Raw genomic sequence first — 16,109 nt, 5'->3', positions numbered from 1 at the left:
ACAGACTCATCGACCCCCTACCCCTCAGTCCCTGGAGGACCCCATGGCGCACCCCGGCGACCGCGAGACCGTTGACACGGTGACCGAGAACCCCACCGACGCCACCCCGGCGGTGGACCCACCCGAGCACGCGTCGACCGACACCTCCGTCGACGAGTACCCGGAGGGCTATCCCCACGAGTGGGCTGCGGACGTACTCGGATCCGACGGGCGGGCCGTGCGCGTGCGGCCGATCCTGCCCAACGACGCCGAGAAGATCTCCCGGTTCCACACCAGCCTGTCCGAGCGCACCCGCTACCTGCGTTACTTCGGATCGCACGATGTGCTGTCCGACCGTGAACTCGCCCGGATGACCAACGTCGACTACCGCGACCGGATGGCGTTCGTCGCCGAGTTGGGCGCGGAGGTCATCGGCATGGCGATCTACGAGCGACTGCCGAACTCGACCTTCGCCGAGGTCGCGTTCACCATCTCCGACCAGCATCAGGGGCGTGGGCTGGGGTCGATCTTCCTCGAGCACCTGGCCGGCGCCGCGGCCGAATGCGGGATCGACCACTTCGAGGCCGAGGTGCTCTCCGAGAACCGGTCGATGATCCAGGTGTTCCGGCGGGCCGGGTACGAGATCTCCCGTTCGTTCGATGGGTCCACTCTCCACCTGGAGTTCGCGATCGACCCGTCCGAGGCCCTGACCAATGTCCGGAACTCGCGGGAGGCGGCGGCGGAGGCACGGAGTCTGGCGCGTGTGCTCAACCCCAGTTCCGTCGCCGTGATCGGCGCCTCGGACCAGGTGGGCAAGATCGGGCACACGGTACTGCGCAACCTCATCGGCAACGGGTTCTCCGGTCCCGTGTACCCCGTCAATTCCGATGCCACGTCGGTGCAGTCCGTGCGCGCCTATCCGAGCGTCAGGGACATCCCGGATCCCGTGGACCTCGCGGTAGTGGCAGTACCGGCGGCGTCCATGTCGGAAGTCCTCGACGACTGCCTGTCGAAGGGCGTGTCGACCCTCGTCGTCATCTCCGCCGGGTTCTCGGACGTCGGCAGCGCCGGCGTCGTCTCCGAACGGCGTCTGGTCAGCGAGGCCCGCGCCCACGGGATGCGCGTGGTCGGCCCCAACGCGCTCGGGGTGATCAACACCTCACCCGACGTGCAGCTCAACGCGACCCTCGCAGAAGTCGTTCCGGGACCCGGCCGCACGGGGTTCTTCTGCCAGTCGGGTGCGCTCGGGATCGCCATCCTCGCCGCCGCGGCCCGACGTGGGCTCGGGCTGTCCACGTTCGTCTCCGCCGGTAACCGCGCCGACGTCTCCGGCAACGACCTGCTGCAGTACTGGGACACCGACACCGCCACCGAGGTGGTGCTGCTCTACCTGGAGAGCTTCGGTAACGCCCGCAAGTTCTCCCGGATCGCCCGGCGCGTGGCGCGCAACAAGCCGGTGGTGGTGGTCCGCCGAGCGGCCGACGATCTGGAGTCGGGCGTCGAGGGGCTGACGGCGAACGCCATCGGTGGACTGTTCCGCGACTCCGGCCTCATCCAGGTGGATTCCATCACGGACATGTTCGACACCGCCACGCTCCTGGCCTACCAACCGCTGCCCACGGGAGGTCGCCTCGGCATCGTCGGCAACTCCTCCGCGGTCGGACGCCTCGGCGGGGACTCCGCGCGTCAACAGGGCTTCACCGTGGCGCATTCGGTCGATCTGGGTGCCGGCGCGTCCCCGGAGGAGTTCCGCGAGGCGATCGCGGACGTCCTCGCACGTGACGAGGTCGACTCGGTCCTGACGGTGTTCGTCCCTCCGGTCGCGACGGAACCCGACGCCTATGCCGAGGCGATCCGTACCGCCGCGGGCGAGAGCAGCAAGCCCGTGGTGAGTACCTTCCTCGCGGGGGAAGGGCTGCCGGAGGGACTGACGGTGACCGACGAGTCCGGGGTGGCGGCGCGGGGCTCGATACCCTCCTACCCGTATCCCGAACGAGCGGTGTCCGCACTGGTGCGCGCCCGCCGGTACGCCGAGTGGCTCGACAAGCCGGCCGAGGAGCCCGCCGAGTACGAGGACATCGACCGCGCACGCGCGCGGGAGCTCGTGGACTCGCTCTGCCAGCTCCACGCCGGAACCGAGTCGTTCGAGCTCACGCAGGGCCAGGTCCGGGCCCTGTTGGAGTGCTACGGGATCGACATCGTCGACTACCGCGTCGTGACGGATGTCGACCAGGCCGTGATGGCCGCCGACGAGTTGGGCTACCCGGTGGCGGTCAAGGCGATGAGTGACCGGTGGCGGACCCGCAGCGATCAGTCCGGGGTGCGACTCGACCTCGTCGACTCTGCCGCGGTGCGGCATGCCTTCGCGTTCCTCCAGTCCACGACGGGCTCACGTTCCCTGCACGTGCAGAAGATGGCGACCAAGGGGGTCGCCGTGACCATCCGGGTCGCCGATCACCCGATCTTCGGCACCCTCATCTCGTTCGGACTGTCCGGGATGTTGTCGGATCTGCTGGCCGACCGGGCGTTCAGCACGCTGCCGATCTCACCCCGCGAGGCGGCCGCCCTGCTCGACCGGCCCCGGGCCGCAGCGCTCCTCGACGGGTATGCCGGGGACGCGCCTGTGGACCGTGACGCGTTGGTGGAGCTCATGGGGCGGGTTTCATGCCTGGCAGAGGACGTGCCGGAGATGCGGCGCCTGTCGGTGGACCCGGCGCTCGCCGGACCCGACGGTCTCGCGGTGCTCTACGCAACGGTCCGGCTGGGGCCGCCCCCCAGGTTCAGCGCCGACGAGGGGCCCCGCCGGCTGCGCTAGGCGCTGTGGTCGGCCCTGGACGGCACCGCGAAGGCCCCGCCCCTCCCGATCGGGGGAGGCGGGGCCCTGGGATTGCGACCTCACGGTGTGAAGGGCTCCGGGGAACCCGGCTCGCGTCTGATCGGGCGGCGTCCGATCGGGCAGCGTCTGATCGTGCGGCGTGCGATCCGGCGTCCGGTCAGACGGCGTAGGAGCGGAGCTTGTCCGCGCGACGACCCTCGCGGAGCTTGGCCATGACCTCGCGCTCGATCTGGCGGACCCGCTCGCGCGACAGTCCGAAACGCTTGCCGATCTGGTCGAGGGTGCGAGGCTGGCCGTCGTCGAGACCGAAACGCAGCGTGATGACCTGCTGCTCGCGCTCCTCGAGGGTGGCCAGGACCGCGCGCACGTCGGAGTGCATCACATTGGTCACCACGGTGTTCTCCGCACTGGTGGCCTCGGCGTCCTCGATGAAGTCACCGAGCGGCGCCTCCTCGTCCGCGCCGACCGGCATGTCGAGGCTCACCGGGTCACGCGAATGGTCCAGCAGCTCCTCGATCTTGTGCGCGGGGATGCCCGACTCCTCGGCGAGTTCCTCGAGGGAGGCCTCACGGCCGAGCTGCTGGTGGAGTTCACGCTTGATCCGGGCGAGCTTGTTGACCTGCTCGACCAGGTGGACCGGCAGACGGATGGTGCGGGATTGATCGGCCATTCCGCGGGTGATCGCCTGACGGATCCACCAGGTGGCATAGGTGGAGAACTTGAAGCCCTTCGCGTAGTCGAACTTCTCCATCGCACGGATCAGGCCCAGGTTGCCCTCCTGGATGAGGTCCAGCAACGGCATGCCGCGGCCCGTGTAGCGCTTGGCCAGCGACACCACCAGGCGCAGGTTGGCCTCCAGCAGATGGGCGCGGGCGGCCTCACCTTCCGCGACGATCGCCTTGAGGTCGGCCTTGCGGACCGGACCCAGACGCTTCTTGGTCTCCAGCACGTGCTTGGCGTAGAGACCGGCCTCGATCCGCTTGGAGAGCTCGACCTCGTCCTCAGCGTTGAGCAGTGCCGTCTTGCCGATCCCGTTGAGGTAGACACGGACGAGGTCAGCGCTCGGGCTCTGGCCGTCCGGCCCCGCCTCCGTCCGACGGTCCGATCGGGTGGTGGCTGACGTCATGTCTCCTCCTCCTGCCTGGCCATGTGACGAGGCCGGCGTTCGGTTGCTGGTGGACGGATCAGGCGCGTGGCCGGGTCACGGTCACGTACCTCTACAACGACGGGGGTACCGGGAATGTTCCCGCGCCGATGATGTCGGTCACGATCCGTCGAGGAAACCCGCTCAGCCCGAGCCGGGGGTCTCCACCAGCAGCGTGAACGGGCCGTCGTTGACCGAATGGACCTGCATCATCGCGCCGAAGACTCCCGTGGCCACCTCGAGGCCGCGTTCGCGCAGACCGTGGACCACGGCGTCCACCACGGGTTCGGCCACCTCGCCCCGAGCCGCTCTCGACCACGACGGCCGCCTGCCCTTCGCGGTCGACCCCATGAGCGTGAACTGGCTGACGACCAGGACGGGGGCGCCCACCTCCGCGGCGCTGCGTTCCTCCCGCAGGATCCGCAGGTCCGAGATCTTGCGGACCATCGTGGCGACGTCGGTCTCGTCGTCGTCGTCCGACACCCCCAACAGGACCAGCAGCCCGGGGCGTGACAGGGCCCCGACGACCTCACCGTCCACCGTCACCGACGCCTCGGTGACCCGGGAGACGACGGCCCTCATCCCGCCGCCCCTGCGGCCACGGCCGCGGCGACCCCCGGGGGCAGGAGGCCTGGCATCCCCGCCGGGACGACGAACCCGTGGAGGAACAGGTCGGCGACCACCCGGCGGACGGGGCCGGCGAGGGCGTCGGGATCCTCCCCGGCACCGACCGCGGCGAGCACCACCAGGTCCTCCAACTGCAGCGCGCCCGTCCGCGCCCCACGCAGGACGCTCGCGGTGAGCGGATCGATCTCGTGGCGCCACCGGGCGCCGGTGACCCGCTCCACCACGACGGTGGACGGACCGGGGGAGCCGACCTCGTCCGGCCCGGCGGGGGCGAGGGATTCGGAGAGGTGGAGGTGGACGTCCGGCGACACTGTGAAGACCGTGGCATCGAGGGCGCGCTCCTGTCCGCCGTGTTGCTCCGCGGCCTCCCGCAGCCACGCCGTGCGCGCGAAGTAGGCCTCCGCCTCGTCACCGAGGCCGTCGCCGAGCGGGTGCGTGAGGTCCTCGCACAGGACGGACGACGGCCCGTCGATCCGCCGGAGGTAGACGTAGCCGAACCCGATCCCGGCCACACCCTCCTCGGCGAAGTGGTCCAACCAGGCGTCCGCGGCCCTCGTGGTGGCCTCGTCGCGTGGGTCCATGCCCTCGTCGGTGAGCCAGGTCCACACGTAGAGGCCGGGGTCGGAGACGTCCCGCCGCACGATCCATGCGTCGACGCCCTCGGCCGGCACCCACGACGACACGTGGGCCCGCCAGTCCGAGTCCTCCCGCTCCACCCAGGACGCCAGCAAAACCGCGGTGCCACCGTCGGCCAGATGCTGCGGCGCGCCCGACACGACCGTCCGACTGGCACCGTCGAGCTTCAGGCCGGACTCGCGGTAGGAGTGCCCGGTCTCGGGCGGGCCCACCACGAACGGGGGATTGGCGACGATACGGTCGAACCGGCGCCCCGCCACGGGCTCGAACCACGGACCGTGCAGGAGCTCCGCACGCTGGCCGTTGATCGCCAGGGTGGCGGCCGCCAACTCGAGGCACCGAGGGGTGATATCGGTCCCGGTGACGGTTCGGGCGGACCCCCACGCGTGGACCATCTGGATCCCACACCCGGTGCCGAGATCCAGGACCGACCCGGTGGTGGACGAGGGCGTGACACGCAGCAGCGAGAGCGTCGCCTGCCCGACCCCCAGGACGTGGTCCGGCCGGGTCGTGGTGTGGACCATCGACCCGTCGACGTCCGCGAACACCCAGCGGGTCCCGTGCCCGGTGTCCACCGGACGCAGGTCGATCTCCGCACGCAGGGAGGCACCGTCGTCGATCGCGGTCCACAATCCGGCAGCGACGCCGTCCCGCACGTCGACCCCGGGCAGGGTCGCGGTGACCTCGGAGCGGGGGAGCGGATCACCCAGCACGAACAACCGCACCAGGGTCCCGACAGCCTTCGCGTCACGGGCGTGGCGGCGGACCGTCGCGGCATCCGATCTGTCCAGGGCCGAGATCGCCTCGGGCCCCAGCTCCCGCTCCAGTCCCTCCACCGTGTAGTCGTGCCGCCGGAAGGCCTCGGCCAGCGCGGGCGCGAGCTCGGCGAGGGTCGGGTTCGGTCTGCTCACGTGTCGGGGTCGCTCTCGTCGGTGGACGGGGTGGGATCGGGTGCGGCGTCGGGGGCGCTCGTGTCCCGGGGCGGTGCGTCGGTCCCGGTGAGCCCGGGTGGCAGGGCGTACGGGGTGTTCGACGACAGGCGACCCGCGGTGTAGGTGCGGGCCTGCCCCTTGGGGAGGGGAGGCCGGTCATTGGCCCCGATGACGGCGATCCACGGGATCGGGATGGACCCCGCCACGATCGCCAGGGCGATCCACGGGTTGTTCCAGAGGGCCAGTGACCCCGCCGCAAGGAACAGTGCGGGGATCCGGATGCTCATCAGCAGGAAGTAGCGCTTCTTCCGGCCCGCCAGCTCGTCGTGGTACGACTCGCGCGCACCCGTGATGAGAACGGGTCTCGAGGTGTCGTCCCGTTCCCCGGATCGCTGACGGCGGAAGTCGGGTGCCATGGGGCCCAAGGTACTCCGGCGTTGGCGCCGCGACGCCCGGGTGCGGCATCATGAGGGGGTGAGTACCACCCGGACGAAGACACTCGAGCGTCCCGAGGTCACGACGACCGAGGAGACGCAGGACGACGCACCCAAGTTCTTCCACTATGTGGACAAGAGCAAGATCGCCGAGAGCGCGGTCATGGGTTCCTACGTGATCGCCCTGTGCGGTGAGGTCTTCCCGGTCACCCGATCCGCGAAGCCCGGATCGCCGGTGTGCCCGGAGTGCAAGCGCGTCTACGAGACCCTGAAGCCTGGTGAGTGATCCCGGCGCGGTCCCGGGCCCAGACGAACAGACCGCAGAACACTCCACCCCGCCGGCCGGGGGTGCGTCGCTGCGCGCCTGGCAGCGCACCGCGCTGCGCAAGTACCTCATGGCGCGGCCGAAGGACTTCCTCGCCGTGGCGACCCCGGGCGCCGGCAAGACGACGTTCGGCCTGAGAGTCGCCTCCGAACTGCTCGCCGACCGCACGGTCGACGCGATCACCGTGGTGGCCCCCACCGAACACCTCAAGTACCAGTGGGCCGCCTCGGCCGCGCGCGCGGGCATCGCCCTCGACCCCGAGTACTCCAACACCTCGGGCGCGCTCGCCCCGGAATACCACGGCGTGGTGGTGACATACGCCCAGGTGGCCGCGCACCCGTTCAAGCACCGGGAACGCACCGCGTCCCGGCGCACCCTGGTGATCCTCGACGAGATCCATCACGGTGGTGACGCGAAGAGCTGGGGCGACGCGATCCGCGAGGCGTTCGAGGACGCGGAGCGCCGCCTGTCGCTGACCGGCACCCCCTTCCGGTCCGACGACAGTCCCATCCCGTTCGTCACCTACGAGCCCGACGGGCAGGGGCACCAGCGCTCCAAGGCCGACCATTCCTACGGCTACGCCGATGCTCTGGCGGACGGCGTCGTCCGCCCGGTGGTCTTCCTCGCCTATTCGGGCGAGGCCCGGTGGCGCAGCAACGCCGGCGAGGAGTTCTCGGCCCGCCTCGGCGAGCCGCTGAGTGCCGACCAGACGTCCCGTGCCTGGCGCGTCGCCCTCGACCCCCACGGTGACTGGATGCCCGCCGTGCTCCAGGCGGCGCACACCCGGCTCCGGCAGATCCGCGCCGGCGGAGTGCCCGACGCCGGCGGTCTGGTGATCGCCACCGACCAGGAGCGCGCCCGCGAGTACGCGGCGCTCCTGACGGAGATCACCGGTACCCCGCCGACCGTCGTCCTCTCCGACGACCCGACCGCCTCGAGTCGGATCGGTACCTTCTCCGACTCCACCGACGAGTGGATGGTCGCGGTCCGGATGGTCTCCGAGGGCGTCGACGTGCCACGACTGAGCGTCGGCGTGTACGCCACCAGTGCCTCGACACCCCTGTACTTCGCGCAGGCGATCGGGCGGTTCGTCCGGTCCCGTCGGCCCGGGGAGACCGCGTCGGTGTTCCTCCCGTCCGTACCCGTGCTGCTGCAACTGGCTTCGCAGATGGAGGCGCAGCGCGACCACGTCCTGGGCAAGCCCCACCGGGAGGAGGGGCTGGAGGACCAGCTGCTCGCCCAGGCGAACCAGCAGCAGGACGAGAACACCGAGGACGACGAGGACCGCGGTTACATCTCCCTCGGCGCCGACGCAGAGCTCGACCAGATCGTGTACGAGGGCTCGTCCTACGGCACGGCCACATTCGCCGGCAGCGAGGAGGAGGCCGACTACATCGGGCTCCCCGGACTGTTGGGCGCCGACGACGTCAAGGCCCTGCTGCGGCAGCGCGAGAAGGAGCAGATCAAGCGCACGTCCGCCCAGTCCGCCTCCGGGGCGGGGTCGGTCGCGGTCGTGGGAGCGGACCCGGCGGTATCAGGAGCGACGATCCCCGGCAACGCCGCCGGCCCGGGCGCACATGCCGGCGCCGCCGCCGAGCGGGTCGCCTCCGCCGCCGAGCTCAAGGACCTGCGGCGCCAGCTCAACACCCTCGTGTCGGTGTACTCGGGTCGCCTGGGCAAGTCGCACGGGGCGATCCACACGCAGCTCCGCAATGCGTGCGGCGGCCCGCCCGTGCCGATGGCCTCCGCCGAGCAGATCCGCGAGAGGATCACCCTCCTGCGGAGCTGGTGACCGGCGGCGTGGGGTAGGCCCCGAGCGCAGGATACGCAAGAGAACGCCCCGGCCGCACTGGCCGGGGCGTTCTTGTCGGACGGGAGCTCAGGTGCCGTTCGTCGTCTCTCCCAGGCTGATGCCGGAGATCGTATGCCCCCGTCCCTCCCGGGTGTCGCGGACACGTCGCGGCCCCGTCGGGCGAGCACAACGGGGCCGGAGAATGCGTGAAAGGGCTCAGTCCAGGTAGTCGCGCAGCACCTGGGACCGCGACGGGTGGCGCAGCTTCGACATCGTCTTGGACTCGATCTGCCGGATCCGCTCGCGCGTGACCCCGTAGACCTGCCCGATCTCGTCGAGGGTGCGCGGCAGCCCGTCGGTGAGGCCGAAGCGCAGCCGCACCACGCCCGCCTCACGCTCGGACAGCGTGTCGAGGACGGAACGGAGCTGGTCCTGCAGGAGTGTGAAGCTCACGGCGTCCACGGCCACCACGGCCTCGGAGTCCTCGATGAAGTCACCGAGCTGCGAGTCGCCCTCGTCGCCGATGGTCTGGTCGAGCGAGATCGGCTCCCGGGCGTACTGCTGGATCTCCAGCACCTTCTCCGGCGTGATGTCCATCTCCTTGGCGAGCTCCTCGGGGGTGGGCTCGCGGCCCAGGTCCTGGAGCAGCTCACGCTGGATACGCCCGAGCTTGTTGATGACCTCGACCATGTGCACCGGGATACGGATGGTGCGGGCCTGGTCGGCCATCGCGCGGGTGATGGCCTGCCGGATCCACCAGGTGGCGTAGGTCGAGAACTTGTAGCCCTTGGTGTAGTCGAACTTCTCGACCGCGCGGATCAGACCGAGGTTGCCCTCCTGGATGAGGTCCAGGAACGCCATGCCGCGGCCGGTGTAGCGCTTGGCCAGCGAGACGACGAGTCGCAGGTTGGCCTCGAGCAGGTGGTTCTTGGCGCGGACGCCGTCGCGCTCGATCCATCGGTAATCACGCTTCTGCGCGGTGGTGAGCTTCTCCCCGCGCTCGGCGACCTGCGCCTGGAACCAGGTGGCGTACAGGCCGGCCTCGATGCGCTTGGCCAGCTCGACCTCCTCCTCGGCGTTGAGGAGGGCGACCTTGCCGATCTGCTTGAGGTACGCGCGTACGGAGTCGGCGGAGGCGGTCAGCTCGGCGTCCTTGCGCGCCTGGCGCAGGGCCTCCGACTCGTCCTCGTCCCAGACGAAATCGCCCGACGCCTTGTCCTTGGCGGTGGGCTCTTCCTTGGTCTCCTCGTCCGCTTCGACGTCCTCGACGTCGACCTCGACGTCCTCCAGCTCGGAGGTGTCCGGCTCGGCCTCGGGAGCATCGGTCGGCTCTTCGTCGACCTGGTCGCCGTCGACGCCCTCGGGCTTCGTCGGGGCGGCGGTCTTCTTGGCCGCCGTCTTCTTGGCCGCGGTCTTCTTGGCGGCCGCCTTCTTCGCCGGGGCCTTCTTGGCGGCGGTCTTCTTGGTCGCCGTCTTCTTCGCGGGCGCCTTGCGCGCGGCGGTCTTCTTGGCGGGGGCCTCGCCAGCGACCTCGCTGTCCAACGGATCGCCGCTCGCCGCGGAATCCGAACTGGTGGTCTTCGTGGCTGCCACAAACGCCCCTTCACAACCGGTTACTTGATGGGAATCGGGGATCGATGCCGCCTTCTGCAGACACTCGAGCCGTCCGCCTTGCGGTACCGGGCCCGTCCCCGGCCGGTACGTGTTCCCGGCGTGGGCCATTGTAACGAGATTCTGGTCGGGGGGTCGCATCCGGCGGGGTTGGTCCGCGTCAGTCCTCGTCGTCTGGTAGTGCCCCGCCGAGGTCGAGAACGCCCGAATGGCCGGCCGCGTACAGCGCTGCGCCGATGATCCCGGCGTCGCCGCGCCGGACCGCGGCCCGCACCGGGGTCCGGTTCTCGAGGAGAGGGAACCACTCGTCGGCGACCTCGCTGACCCCGCCGCCCAGGACGAAGGCGCGGGGCCACAGGAGGTCCTCGATCGAGCGCAGGACGTTGGACACGTGGGGGGCCCATTCGGCGAAACTCAGGCCGTCGCGGGACCGGACCGCGGCGGAGGCCAGGTGCTCGGCCTCGTCGAATCCGCGTCCGGCGATGTCCTCGACGATCACGTGACCGAACTCGGAGTTCGGCAGCAGTCTCCCGTCGAGCAGGAGGGCGGAGCCGATGCCGGTGCCGAAGGTCAGGAGGATCACCAGCCCGTCGATTCCCTCGCCGGCGCCGTAGTGCACCTCGGTGAGGCCGGCGGCGTCGGCATCGTTGAGCATGAGCACGGTGCGGCCGGGGAGATGCCGGTCGAACAGCTCCGCCACGTCGCACCCGATCCACGATTTGTCGATGTTGTGGGCGATCCGCGCCACCCCCTCGTGGATGACGCTGGGCAGGGCGACCCCGACCGGGCCCGTCCATTCGAACTCCTCGGTCATCTCGCGGATGGTCTGCGCGATCGCGTCGGGCGTGGCGGGCTGGGGGGTGCCCCGCACGACTCTGTCCCCGATGAGTTCGCCGCGTGCGAGGTCGACGAGCCCCACTTTGATCCCGGTGCCGCCCACATCGACGCCGAGGCCTGTGGGAGTGCCCGGGGTGCCCGGTGGGAGGTCGGTCGCTGCGGGGGTGGGGACGGACATGTCGGGCTCCTGGGTGGCGGGACGTACACGGGCGCGGCGTGGGTCGTCGGGCGCCCGCGTCGTCGGGGCACGATGGGCGTGGGGCGCCCGCCAGGGTATCCGTCGGTCGCGCCGCCGGGCGGGATCATCGCCGGAGGGGCACCGGGTGACGACAGTGGGTGAGGACGATGTGGGATACGACCATGTGGGATACGACCATGTGGGATACGACGACGAGGAGACGCACATGACGGGGCGGGGGACAAACGCGGCGGTCGGCCGACCGGGCCCGGAGTTCATCGACGACTTGCTGGCCCTCGCGCTGCGGTTCGCCTCTTCCGGCGGTGACGTGGCGCGGCGAATGCTGGCCGAGTTCGACACGTCTGGTCTGGACTCGCGCTCCAAGACCTCGGCCACGGATCCGGTGACCGTCATCGACACCTCGGTGGAGCAGCATCTGCGCGGGGAGATCGAGTCCAGCCGTCCGGGTGACCGGGTGCTGGGCGAGGAGGGCGGCGAGGAGTCCGGTTCGGCCGACGCCCCGGGTGGCCGGGGAGGCGTGCGCTGGATCGTCGACCCGGTCGACGGGACCGTCAACCTGCTCTATTGCATCCCGTTCACGGCGGTCTCGGTGGCCGCGGAGGTGGACGGCGTCGTGGTGGCGGGGGCGGTGCACAACATCGTCACCCGTGAGACGTGGTCGGCAGGCCTCGGCCGCGGGGCGACCCTGCGGGAGGCCGACGGCACGTCGAGGGCGCTGCGGACCTCGGCGTGCGTGGACCTGTCCCTGTCACTGGTCGGTACCGGCTTCTCCTACGACGCCGGGATCCGGGCCGAGCAGGGTCGGGTGGTCGCGGGCCTGCTGCCGCGCGTACGGGACATCCGGAGGTGTGGGTCGGCGGCACTGGATCTGTGCATGGTCGCCGGTGGCCGGCTGGATGCCTACTACGAGCGCGGGTTGAAGCCGTGGGACTACGCTGCCGGGGCCCTCGTCGCGGGCGAAGCCGGTGCGATGGTAACCGTGTCGGACGACCCCGCGGTGCCGACGACCGCTGCATCGCCCGGCGTGGCGGAGGACTTCCTCGGTGCGCTCGACCACCTGTCGGCCGGGGTCAACAGCTGACCATGCGGGCCGCGTCGAGTTCGGCGGAGATGGGCTGACGCCCGACCTCGAGTTCGTCGAGTGCCCCCACCGCCTCCGTCGAGTCGGACAACCGCGAGAAGATCGTGCCCAGTGCGAGGTCGACCGTGTCGTCCTCACGGCCGTCCCTCACCAGTTGCATGCACGGCGCCGCGAGCGAGAGTGACCGCGCGGCCGCCTGCCCCGCGTCGCCGTAGCGGATCTGTCCGTGGCACTCGAGGGCCTGCCCGTAGATCGGGTCGTTGCCGATGGCGTTCGAGCCGGCGGGCTGGAATCCGCGTTCGGCGAGTTGAGCGGCCACGGCTCCGGCCTGGCCGCTCTGCCCGTTCGCGTTCAGCACGCGGACGCGGGTCTCGTCCAGTAGTGCCGGCTCGACCCCGTCGAGGGCGTCCGCGGGCTGGTCACGGAGGCCCGCGTCCTCGGCCGCGGGGGGTACCGGACACGCCGCGGCCTGTGTGGCGGCGTCATTTCCCCGCAGTGCGGTGGCCCAGACGAGTGCTCCCAGCACCAGCGCCACCACTACGAACAGGACGTAGGCGGAACGCAGACGGTGTATCCCCCGGGTGGGGGTCGGACTCGGTGTCGCCTGGGTGCTGAGGTGGACGACCATGAGGTCCTTTCCTGCAGGTGGACGGAGTGAGAGCCCCTCCGGGCCCTGACCCATCACTGTAAACGCCCGGCGTCTGTCGGCCCGGTCGCCGCACTGGCGGATGCCGCGGATGAAAATGCCGATTAATTCCGTTACTATGCGTGCGCTGGTCGCGACACGACCGGTCCGCGCGCCCCCCACACAGACCCGCAGAAATGAGACTCATGGCAACCGACTACGACGCCCCCCGCCGCACCGAGGCCGACGAGCTCACCGGCGATTCGCTGGAGGAGCTGAAGGCCCGGCGCGCAGAGGGAGCGACCGGCGAGGTCGACGTCGACGAGACGGACACCGCCGAGTCCTACGAACTGCCGGGCGCCGACCTGTCCGGCGAGGAGCTCACGGTGCGTGTCGTGCCGGAGCAGGACAACGAGTTCACCTGTGGTGAGTGCTTCCTGGTGCATCACCGCAGCCGTTTCGCCGAGGAGCGGGACGGGATGCCGATCTGCGTGGACTGCGCCGGCTGATCGACCGCCGGCTACTCCGCCGCGGCTCGGCCGGTCAGCTGTAGTGGTTGTCCGGAAGCGCCGCTGCGAGGCCTTCGGGGTCCCGCGTGCTGATGAGCCAGTACGGGGTGGGATCCATCGGGTCGTCGAGGACGATGATCACCATCGTGGGGATGTATCCCCTGTGGACCACGAAGGCCTCGGGGTCGAGCTGCCGCCCCATCGCGGCCTGCTTGGCGGTGGCGGGCACGACGGCGCTGCGGGCGATGGCGTCGAAGGGCAGGCGGGCGTTGCCCGCATAGAGGGTCCCCCCTCCCTGGCCGTCGGACTCGACCTCGATCTTCACCCGGCCGACGGAGATGAACAGCCAGGCGAGCAGGACGGGGACCACGACGGCCAGCAGCCACAGCCACCACCGCGCTCCGATAACGAGCGCCTGGGCGACCACCACGACGGTGATCACGGCGAGGACGACCCACCACCATGCCGGGACCCGGAGGGTTTCCGAGTGAACCGGGCGCGGAGCGCGATCGGGCGGCGGGCGGAGATCTTCGTCGGTCACGACGTCAAGACTATCGAGCAACCGGGTCGGACCCGGCAGGAGGGCGAGAGGCCATGAGCAATCCGGACGACGAGAACGGCACCGGCGGGGTGCTACGGGTACGCCGTCTGGACCGTGGGCTTCCCCTTCCGGTCCGGGCACACGCCACGGATGCGGGGATCGATCTGCACGCCGCGCACGACTGTGAGCTGGCGCCGGGGCACCGGGCCCTGGTGGGCACGGGGGTGGCGGTGGCGGTCCCCGCGGGCTACGTGGGCCTGGTCCATCCGCGGTCCGGCCTCGCGGCACGGGCGGGTCTGTCGATCGTCAACGCCCCGGGGACGGTCGACGCCGGCTACCGGGGGGAGATCAAGGTCAACCTCGTCAACCTGGACCCCACGGAGCCGGTCCGTATCGGACGAGGTGACCGCATCGCCCAGCTCCTGGTCCAGCGCGTCGAACTGTGGGATGTGGTGGAGGTCGACGAGCTCGGCGAGACCGACCGGGGTGAGGGCGGCCACGGGTCGACGGGCGGGCACCACCGCCTGACCTGACCGGCGTCCACCTCGTTGGGTAGCGTCGACCCGAGACGGTCCCGTTCGGGGCCGGGTCGCACGGGGAGAGGATTTCCACCATGTTCGGACGAAAGAAGCCGGTGACCGGGGCCCGCGACGCCACCACGGCCACCGAGCAGGAGTCGCAGCCCCCTTCCACGACGGGGCCTCATGACCGCTCGTCCGTCGGTGACGTGCCCGGGTACTACACCTCGCTCGGCTACGGCCACATCGATCTCGGTTCGCTGGTCATCGGAGTTCCCAAGGGACGTGACCTGAACGTCGCACTGGACCCCAACGGTCAGCCCGAGTTCCATGTGGTCACCCAGGTCTCGAGGGTCATCCCACGCGCGTTCGCCGCGCCCAAGTCCGCGGGTCAGTGGCGGACGATGGTGACGGGAATGCGCGAGCAGCTCGAGCAACAGGGCGCGGACGTCTCCGTCGAGGACGGGCCGTGGGGGCGTGAACTGGTGGCGGTGATGCCGGGAGCCGTTTTCCGCGCGATCGGGGTTGACGGCCACCGTTGGACCGCCGAGGTGCGGATCATGGCCACCCCCGAGCTGGCGGACCAGGCTGCGGAGGAGGGCCGCGAGGTCTTCCAGCACCTGCTCATCCATCGCGGGGACGGCCCCATGCCGGTTCGTGAGCAGCTACCGCTCACCATTCCGGACGAGATCCAACAAGCACTGACGCAGGCGCAGTCCCAGCTGGCCGCACAGCAGCAGGCCCAGGCGTACCAGCAGCAGATGGCGGCAGGCCGGACCGGCCAGCCCGGCAATGCCGGCCAGACGCGCCAGCCAGGCCCTGCCGGCCAGGCTCCGGCCCAGTCGCCGGCATCGCAGGAGGCTCGGGCATCCCGGAACCCCCAGGCGCAGCCTGCCGCTCCCGCGGCGTCGCCCGCGCCGGACAGTGCCCCCAGGGCGCCGCGGAGAGACGGTAGCGCGATGGACAGGCTCCGTGACCGAGACGACGACCTGTGAGGTTTCCCGACCAGCGAGCGGGGGGGTGACCGTGCCGTTCCCCCGAACGCTCCGGGCATTGACCGCCCGGCTCACCGATCCGGTGGAAATGCTCGACGCGGCTGACCTCGCCGGCCGGGTGCACCGTACCGGATGCTCGCATGTCGCGACTGTGTCGCGTGGGGATCACGTGACCCTGACGGGGCGTGTCCGCACCGTCCTGACATGTGGGGGAGAGGACTTCCTCGGTCTCACCGCCGAGGTCTTCGACGGTACGGGCGCGGTCGAGGTGTGTTGGCTCGGGCGACGCACCGTTCCGGGCATCGACACCGGCCGGTGCCTCCGTGTCACCGGACGGGTCGGCGTCCGGCACGGACACAAGATCATGTTCAACCCGCGATATGAGCTACTGGACGAGCAGCCCCGCACCGCCGTGGAGGAGTCGCGTGACCGAGTCTGAACGGGCGACCCCGCAGGCGACCGGTGCGACGCGCCGGAGATCGTCCTTC

16 protein-coding genes are annotated in these 16,109 nt (G+C 70.5%); 8 read left to right on the top strand and 8 right to left on the bottom strand.

Features of this window, described 5'->3' with window-relative positions:
- Positions 1 to 43 precede the first annotated feature (43 nt).
- Positions 44 to 2,794: a GNAT family N-acetyltransferase gene (locus CK206_RS03215; RefSeq protein WP_096905526.1), complete on the top strand. Its 2,751-nt coding sequence runs from the start codon at positions 44 to 46 to the stop codon at positions 2,792 to 2,794.
- Positions 2,795 to 2,972: 178 nt separating this feature from the next.
- Here the strand turns inward: CK206_RS03215 and CK206_RS03210 are convergent, their stop codons facing one another.
- From CK206_RS03210 to CK206_RS03195, 4 genes are all read right to left on the bottom strand, one after another.
- Positions 2,973 to 3,941 (bottom strand): sigma-70 family RNA polymerase sigma factor, encoded by a 969-nt coding sequence (locus tag CK206_RS03210; RefSeq protein ID WP_096905525.1) that lies wholly within the window; start codon positions 3,939 to 3,941, stop codon positions 2,973 to 2,975.
- A 162-nt stretch (positions 3,942 to 4,103) separates the two neighbouring features.
- Positions 4,104 to 4,541 carry a D-aminoacyl-tRNA deacylase gene (dtd, locus tag CK206_RS03205; protein WP_067715834.1) on the bottom strand — a complete coding sequence of 146 codons (438 nt, stop codon included), beginning with the start codon at positions 4,539 to 4,541 and terminating at the stop codon, positions 4,104 to 4,106.
- The gene (locus tag CK206_RS03200) at positions 4,538 to 6,133 is read right to left on the bottom strand and encodes a class I SAM-dependent methyltransferase (RefSeq protein ID WP_096905524.1); all 1,596 of its coding nucleotides are present in this window, start codon (positions 6,131 to 6,133) and stop codon (positions 4,538 to 4,540) included. Before CK206_RS03200 ends, dtd begins: the two co-directional genes overlap by 4 nt.
- On the bottom strand, positions 6,130 to 6,570 hold the full coding sequence (locus tag CK206_RS03195) for a DUF3099 domain-containing protein (RefSeq protein ID WP_096905523.1): 441 nt from the start codon (positions 6,568 to 6,570) through the stop codon (positions 6,130 to 6,132). The genes CK206_RS03200 and CK206_RS03195 overlap by 4 nt, the downstream gene beginning before the upstream one ends.
- A 58-nt stretch (positions 6,571 to 6,628) precedes the next feature.
- Here CK206_RS03195 and CK206_RS03190 point away from each other — a divergent pair, with 58 nt between their 5' ends.
- Positions 6,629 to 6,874: a DUF3039 domain-containing protein gene (locus tag CK206_RS03190; RefSeq protein WP_017837712.1), complete on the top strand. Its 246-nt coding sequence runs from the start codon at positions 6,629 to 6,631 to the stop codon at positions 6,872 to 6,874.
- Positions 6,867 to 8,705 carry a DEAD/DEAH box helicase gene (locus CK206_RS03185; protein ID WP_067715840.1) on the top strand — a complete coding sequence of 613 codons (1,839 nt, stop codon included), beginning with the start codon at positions 6,867 to 6,869 and terminating at the stop codon, positions 8,703 to 8,705. Before CK206_RS03190 ends, CK206_RS03185 begins: the two co-directional genes overlap by 8 nt.
- Before the next feature lie 216 nt (positions 8,706 to 8,921).
- Here the strand turns inward: CK206_RS03185 and CK206_RS03180 are convergent, their stop codons facing one another.
- Both CK206_RS03180 and ppgK read right to left on the bottom strand, forming a co-directional pair.
- A complete protein-coding gene (locus CK206_RS03180; RefSeq protein ID WP_096905522.1) occupies positions 8,922 to 10,298 on the bottom strand; it encodes an RNA polymerase sigma factor in 1,377 nt (458 codons plus the stop codon).
- A 178-nt stretch (positions 10,299 to 10,476) separates the two neighbouring features.
- Positions 10,477 to 11,331 carry a polyphosphate--glucose phosphotransferase gene (gene ppgK / locus CK206_RS03175; RefSeq protein WP_096905521.1) on the bottom strand — a complete coding sequence of 285 codons (855 nt, stop codon included), beginning with the start codon at positions 11,329 to 11,331 and terminating at the stop codon, positions 10,477 to 10,479.
- 226 nt (positions 11,332 to 11,557) lie between these two features.
- Between ppgK and CK206_RS03170 the strand changes: the two genes are divergently transcribed.
- Complete coding sequence (locus tag CK206_RS03170) at positions 11,558 to 12,433, top strand: inositol monophosphatase family protein (protein ID WP_096907246.1); 876 nt, start codon at positions 11,558 to 11,560, stop codon at positions 12,431 to 12,433.
- On the opposite strand, the gene cei is transcribed toward CK206_RS03170, so the two are convergent.
- The gene (gene cei, locus CK206_RS03165) at positions 12,423 to 13,061 is read right to left on the bottom strand and encodes an envelope integrity protein Cei (protein ID WP_067715848.1); all 639 of its coding nucleotides are present in this window, start codon (positions 13,059 to 13,061) and stop codon (positions 12,423 to 12,425) included. The genes CK206_RS03170 and cei overlap by 11 nt on opposite strands.
- A gap of 203 nt (positions 13,062 to 13,264) precedes the next feature.
- Here cei and CK206_RS03160 point away from each other — a divergent pair, with 203 nt between their 5' ends.
- Entirely contained in the window at positions 13,265 to 13,567 is a 303-nt protein-coding gene (locus CK206_RS03160) for a DUF4193 domain-containing protein (protein ID WP_067715850.1), read from the top strand.
- Between the two features lie 34 nt (positions 13,568 to 13,601).
- On the opposite strand, the gene CK206_RS03155 is transcribed toward CK206_RS03160, so the two are convergent.
- Positions 13,602 to 14,108 carry a DUF3093 domain-containing protein gene (locus CK206_RS03155; RefSeq protein WP_067715853.1) on the bottom strand — a complete coding sequence of 169 codons (507 nt, stop codon included), beginning with the start codon at positions 14,106 to 14,108 and terminating at the stop codon, positions 13,602 to 13,604.
- 53 nt (positions 14,109 to 14,161) lie between these two features.
- Between CK206_RS03155 and dut the strand changes: the two genes are divergently transcribed.
- The 3 genes from dut to CK206_RS03140 all read left to right on the top strand — a co-directional run bounded on the left by dut (position 14,162) and on the right by CK206_RS03140 (position 16,060).
- On the top strand, positions 14,162 to 14,641 hold the full coding sequence (gene dut / locus CK206_RS03150) for a dUTP diphosphatase (RefSeq protein ID WP_067715856.1): 480 nt from the start codon (positions 14,162 to 14,164) through the stop codon (positions 14,639 to 14,641).
- Between the two features lie 80 nt (positions 14,642 to 14,721).
- Positions 14,722 to 15,621, top strand: coding sequence for a DUF3710 domain-containing protein (locus tag CK206_RS03145; RefSeq protein WP_096905520.1), 900 nt, complete (start codon positions 14,722 to 14,724; stop codon positions 15,619 to 15,621).
- Positions 15,622 to 15,790: 169 nt separating this feature from the next.
- On the top strand, positions 15,791 to 16,060 hold the full coding sequence (locus CK206_RS03140; protein ID WP_227022268.1) for a hypothetical protein: 270 nt from the start codon (positions 15,791 to 15,793) through the stop codon (positions 16,058 to 16,060).
- The last annotated feature ends 49 nt before the right edge of the window (positions 16,061 to 16,109 follow it).

Source organism: Dietzia sp. WMMA184 (assembly GCF_002441635.1).
In the GTDB taxonomy this organism is placed as follows: Bacteria; Actinomycetota; Actinomycetes; order Mycobacteriales; family Mycobacteriaceae; genus Dietzia; species Dietzia kunjamensis.
This window is presented reverse-complemented; position numbering and strand designations above follow the sequence as displayed.

Excerpts from the sequence above, each read along its gene's own strand:
- CK206_RS03145 (WP_096905520.1), top strand. The coding sequence starts at position 14,722 with ATGTTCGGACGAAAGAAGCCGGTGACCGGGGCCCGCGACGCCACCACG.
- CK206_RS03160 (WP_067715850.1), top strand. The coding sequence starts at position 13,265 with ATGGCAACCGACTACGACGCCCCCCGCCGCACCGAGGCCGACGAGCTC.
- ppgK (WP_096905521.1), bottom strand. The coding sequence starts at position 11,331 with ATGTCCGTCCCCACCCCCGCAGCGACCGACCTCCCACCGGGCACCCCG.
- CK206_RS03195 (WP_096905523.1), bottom strand. The coding sequence starts at position 6,570 with ATGGCACCCGACTTCCGCCGTCAGCGATCCGGGGAACGGGACGACACC.
- dtd (WP_067715834.1), bottom strand. The coding sequence starts at position 4,541 with ATGAGGGCCGTCGTCTCCCGGGTCACCGAGGCGTCGGTGACGGTGGAC.
- dut (WP_067715856.1), top strand. The coding sequence starts at position 14,162 with ATGAGCAATCCGGACGACGAGAACGGCACCGGCGGGGTGCTACGGGTA.
- CK206_RS03210 (WP_096905525.1), bottom strand. The coding sequence starts at position 3,941 with ATGACGTCAGCCACCACCCGATCGGACCGTCGGACGGAGGCGGGGCCG.
- CK206_RS03170 (WP_096907246.1), top strand. The coding sequence starts at position 11,558 with ATGACGGGGCGGGGGACAAACGCGGCGGTCGGCCGACCGGGCCCGGAG.
- cei (WP_067715848.1), bottom strand. The coding sequence starts at position 13,061 with ATGGTCGTCCACCTCAGCACCCAGGCGACACCGAGTCCGACCCCCACC.
- CK206_RS03215 (WP_096905526.1), top strand. The coding sequence starts at position 44 with ATGGCGCACCCCGGCGACCGCGAGACCGTTGACACGGTGACCGAGAAC.